This is a genomic window from Thiorhodococcus fuscus (assembly GCF_042682685.1).
Classification (GTDB): Bacteria; Pseudomonadota; Gammaproteobacteria; order Chromatiales; family Chromatiaceae; genus Imhoffiella; species Imhoffiella fuscus.
The window spans coordinates 1-4,033 of sequence record NZ_JBHUHX010000050.1 but is presented as its reverse complement, the minus strand read 5'-3'; the positions used below and the strand labels follow the sequence as shown (position 1 = coordinate 4,033).

Sequence of the window (4,033 nt, the reverse complement as noted above, 5' to 3'; positions counted from 1 at the left end):
GGTGCAGGCCCTCGGCGAAGAACTCGCCGCGATCGGTGCCCGTACCTGTAACACGGGCACTTAGTCCCGTGGGTGGCACTCCTGGGGTTGTTGAGCACGGTGTGAGGGCCGTTGCTTGGGGGATCTCGGATCCAGTGGGAGTGTTAGTAGCACTCCCACTTATTCTCACTGGTGAGAAAAACGCCCCTCTTGGCAGGTGTGCGATACGTTCGGCGGGCTGGATGCCCTGCCCTTGGGCAGCGCGGTTTGGGGAGGCCAATGGATCTCTCTAACCCGGCCCTGCATGTCGATTTCTTGGATGTGTGGCAGCAGCATGACGACGCCCCCGACTGGGGCGCGAGTCGCCGCCTCGATATCGACATGACCACCGGCGAGCTGCAATACCAGACGGTCAAGTCTGGCCAGCTCAAAGGCTCCTGGGAATCCTCGTTGATGGTGCGCGCCTTCGGCGGACGCGTTCAGGTGCAAGGGAATCCGAGCAAATGGGGACGCTCGGAAGCCGTGGGGCTCGGGTGTCGTTCGATCTTCGAGGCGGTGAAGGTCTATAACGGTGTGCTCAAGGAATTGGGGCTGCCGCTGTTTCATTACCCGGACCGCGTGCGCTTCTATGGTGAAGATGGTGAGATTGACCGCACCGAATTGAAAGGTCCGCGTATTTCGCGTATCGACATCGCGGCCAATCTGATTCTCGGCTCGCCGGCCTCGGTCGAGCATTACATCCAATGGCTGTTGACGCAGCGGGTTGGGCGTCGCGGCCAACCATTCCGCGCCAAGGGTGAGCTATCGGCCCTGGCGGGATCGCGCCGGACCCGTCAGCGGGCCTGCTACGGCAAGGCCGAAGAGGTTCTGGAGCAGATCAAGCGATGGCGTCGCAAGCGAATTACCGACATTGAATCCGTAGTGGGTTATTTGAGTGCATTGAGAGAACGATTACATAGCCAAGGTTGGGTCCGTGATGAATTGCGCCTCTATACAGACTATCTGACCAGATCAGGGTTGGCGTACGCCGAAAACTGGGGTGATGAAACGATGAAAGAGCAATGGCAGGCATTCAAGGTGGAGACTCAGGAGATTGGCGCGGTCGTCGATTGGAAATCGGAGGTGGTGGCACGCTTGATTGCGCGCGGTGTTGGTGAACGGGCGGCGCGTCAGCGCCTCGAGGTGCTATTGGCCTGGATGGGCGGCGTGGACGTCGGTGTCGGCGAGGGTCGCTCGCAAGCGACCTTCTATCGCATCGCGAAGGATTTGCGTGAAACGGTCGGCGTGGACATCCGGGGCCGTCCGAACGTGGTCACGCTGGGCTCGCGGGCTCAGCAGTTAGCGCGCCCGATCGAGGCGCGCGTGGCGACCTGGGCCGATGTCCAGGCGCTCTATGAGGGCTTGCCGGATCTGGCGGCCTGACGTTGAGGAGAAGCACGTGGAACGATTGGTTGGCTACTGCGTTGGCAATGTGAACGGCGAGCTTTTGCACAGCCGTATCACGGTGGAGCCGGGTGCGGAGCTGTTGCGCTGGGCGATGCATCCCGATCTGGCCCACGTCTTTCCGACACGGCAGGCCGCGGAGCAATGCGTTCGGGAACTGGAGCGCCCCGACCGCTTCGTGGTGAAGCTCTACGACACGGGAGATCAATGGTTCGTCGAGTGGCCCGAAGGGGTCAACGTCTGACGGGATGAGGCGTAGCCCCCGAGGCTTGGCGGCGATGGGGGCACGCCTGAGGCACATAACGCCCTTGGGGGTACGTCATGTTCGATCAGCTTATCAAACCTGCGGCGGTGGATGTCGAAGATCTGGGTATCGGCGCCCTCCTCCGCTCCTCCTATTGGCGCGCTCGGCGCTACTTCGGCCAGGTGTTCAACGTCAGTGATGGCCTGCTTCGTTATGATCGGGACCGGAATGATGACGGCTATGAGGTTCATGGCGTGGATCTGTCATGGCTCCTGAGCATCGGCGCCCGTGAGGCGCGCGTGCTCTGGTGGCAAGGTCATCGGATCCGGGCCGTCCTGATGGCCCTGATTCCGTTGCTTCAAGCGGTCATCGGGCTCGTCTTCAAGGCGGCCTGGCTGCTCGTGCAGCTGCTTAACCAGTTGGTCTATTGGGGCTTCACGGATGATGACTGGGAGCACAACGGCGACCTGTGGCTAGAGCGCTTTGGCGATGGTGGCGACCAGGTGTCGAAGCACCCGTAAGGCCGCTCAGGACGTCATGTCCATGCGCTCGATGGATGGCAGCGTCGAGCCGGGCGGGCTTCGCGCAGCTTGCGGAGCGAATCCCGCCCGGCTCGATCGCGCCAATCTTCGTAGCGGAACCGAAGTCCTCGTCAGCCGATACGGAAGCCTTCGGCGCCCTGCTCGCCGACAAGGACGAGCGCCTTTGTAGCCTTCTCTATTTGCGCAACAGTTGCGCAATATCCTTGCATTATTCGTCACTGTTGCTAGTATTTAGCTAAGCCAATTAACGCAACAGTGACGCAATCATGAGCGAGCCAGCATCCCCGAAACGGCGCGGACGTCCTTCGACCGGACGGGCACTCTCGCCCGCCGAACGCATGCGGGCTGTCCGCGAACGCGCCCGAGCTGTCGCCTTCGATGAGTATCGTGGAGACTTCAGCGCGATGAGCGATACTGGGCTGATCGAGATCCTGACCACGGCCTATCGTAAGGGCATGACTCAAGCGGCGGCGGATGCCGTGGTCGAGATGTTCCGGCGCATGAATCCGCGAGCGGTGGCCGGTATGGCTCTAACCCCAACGTTTCAGCCGGCGACCACGGCCGACCTTGCATTATCTGAAACAGTTGCGGAAAAGCCGGTTGGCCAGAAACGGAAGACGTCCGAATCGGGACAAAACGAAACAGTTGCGAAAAATAGCGAGACGCCCGAGGATGCTCCCGAGCTCAGGTCGGCGATCGTAGAGCCGGTTCCCCTCTCCGAGCGTGATCGCCAGATTGTCGAGCTGTATCACCAGGGGCTCGGGAAGCGTCCGATCGCGCGTCAGTTGGGCATTTCGGACGGCACCATTCGTAGCGTCCTCAAGCGGCATGGTGCTGATTAAGCGTCACGGTGACGATAAGAGCGCCGAGGTTTCCTAGCCTCCCCTCTGGAGCCCGGCCGGGTCTGGGCAGAGCCCAGAAAAGACATCGAAACCGCGCAGAGGGTTGTTCAGCCGTCGGGCGGCTGGTTGACAGTCCGAGCACGGGGCGCAGACTCGAAAAGCCAAGGGTGCTCGGATCTTTCCCTTCCCTCCGTCACCCTTGGCGGAGTCCGAAGGCGCCCCGCGCGCAGTGACTGTCAACTTGCCGATCCGTCGGCGTCTGCTCCGATCCTCGCATCCCGTTCGTGGCGCTGCCGCTCCGGCACGCACGCTGCCTGATTGGCTGTTCAAAATGAGGGGCGTTACTACTGCCGACCTTCCGGCTCACGCATCGGTACTCGCTCGGGTGGATTCTTCCAGATGCTGATCCAGGTGCGGTTCTGGTCGCTGAATGCTTGCTCGACACCGCAGGCGCGAATGTAGCCGTCCACCACCTCGATGATTGCCGCCTTGTTCGCCTCGGGCAGCTTCAGTGCGCGCTCCAACGTCTGCTTCAGAATCGCGTCCATCGGCGCCTTGTCGAGATCCATCAACAGCGCGTCCGGCGAGCAACCGAACGCCTCCATCAGCTTGTAGAGGGTCGAGAGCTTCGGGTCTCCGTCGTCTTTCTCCAGTTTCGAGATATGTCCGATGCGAATGCCGGTCCGTTCGGACAGCTGGACTTGGGTCCATCCCTGGTCTTGACGCAATCGCCGAATGTTCTTGCCCAGTGACATGACGGACCTCTTTTGTATGCTCTGGATGAGTCTAAGTTATGCTCCAGAAGCATCATAAGCGGTCAAATTGTCACTGCAGCGTTGTGTTCTCCTGCGACGTAAGATAAATTTCGCCTGTAGCGGTATTGACAGGGTTTGCAGGAGCATGGGACGACCAGCCTATACATTATGCGAAATCAAGGAGCGGACTGAATCCGGGTCTAGGCCACGCCGCTCTAAGGTTCAACC

General features: G+C 60.7%; 5 protein-coding genes. 4 read left to right on the top strand and 1 reads right to left on the bottom strand.

What is annotated here, in order from left to right:
* Positions 1-360: 360 nt before the first annotated feature.
* The 4 genes from ACFSJC_RS16260 to ACFSJC_RS16245 all read left to right on the top strand — a co-directional run bounded on the left by ACFSJC_RS16260 (position 361) and on the right by ACFSJC_RS16245 (position 3,050).
* Positions 361-1,401 carry a phage/plasmid replication domain-containing protein gene (locus ACFSJC_RS16260; protein ID WP_386028226.1) on the top strand — a complete coding sequence of 347 codons (1,041 nt, stop codon included), beginning with the start codon at positions 361-363 and terminating at the stop codon, positions 1,399-1,401.
* A 16-nt stretch (positions 1,402-1,417) separates the two neighbouring features.
* Complete coding sequence (locus ACFSJC_RS16255; protein ID WP_386028224.1) at positions 1,418-1,666, top strand: hypothetical protein; 249 nt, start codon at positions 1,418-1,420, stop codon at positions 1,664-1,666.
* 77 nt (positions 1,667-1,743) lie between these two features.
* A complete protein-coding gene (locus tag ACFSJC_RS16250; protein ID WP_386028222.1) occupies positions 1,744-2,187 on the top strand; it encodes a hypothetical protein in 444 nt (147 codons plus the stop codon).
* Between the two features lie 287 nt (positions 2,188-2,474).
* The gene (locus ACFSJC_RS16245) at positions 2,475-3,050 is read left to right on the top strand and encodes a LuxR C-terminal-related transcriptional regulator (protein WP_386028220.1); all 576 of its coding nucleotides are present in this window, start codon (positions 2,475-2,477) and stop codon (positions 3,048-3,050) included.
* Positions 3,051-3,394: 344 nt separating this feature from the next.
* Here the strand turns inward: ACFSJC_RS16245 and ACFSJC_RS16240 are convergent, their stop codons facing one another.
* The gene (locus ACFSJC_RS16240) at positions 3,395-3,805 is read right to left on the bottom strand and encodes a helix-turn-helix domain-containing protein (RefSeq protein ID WP_386028219.1); all 411 of its coding nucleotides are present in this window, start codon (positions 3,803-3,805) and stop codon (positions 3,395-3,397) included.
* Positions 3,806-4,033: the final 228 nt, after the last annotated feature.

Bases quoted from the DNA above. Each gene is read 5' to 3' on its own strand.
- ACFSJC_RS16260 (WP_386028226.1), top strand. From the start codon at position 361: ATGACCACCGGCGAGCTGCAATACCAGACGGTCAAGTCTGGCCAGCTC.
- ACFSJC_RS16250 (WP_386028222.1), top strand. From the start codon at position 1,744: ATGTTCGATCAGCTTATCAAACCTGCGGCGGTGGATGTCGAAGATCTG.
- ACFSJC_RS16245 (WP_386028220.1), top strand. From the start codon at position 2,475: ATGAGCGAGCCAGCATCCCCGAAACGGCGCGGACGTCCTTCGACCGGA.
- ACFSJC_RS16240 (WP_386028219.1), bottom strand. From the start codon at position 3,805: ATGTCACTGGGCAAGAACATTCGGCGATTGCGTCAAGACCAGGGATGG.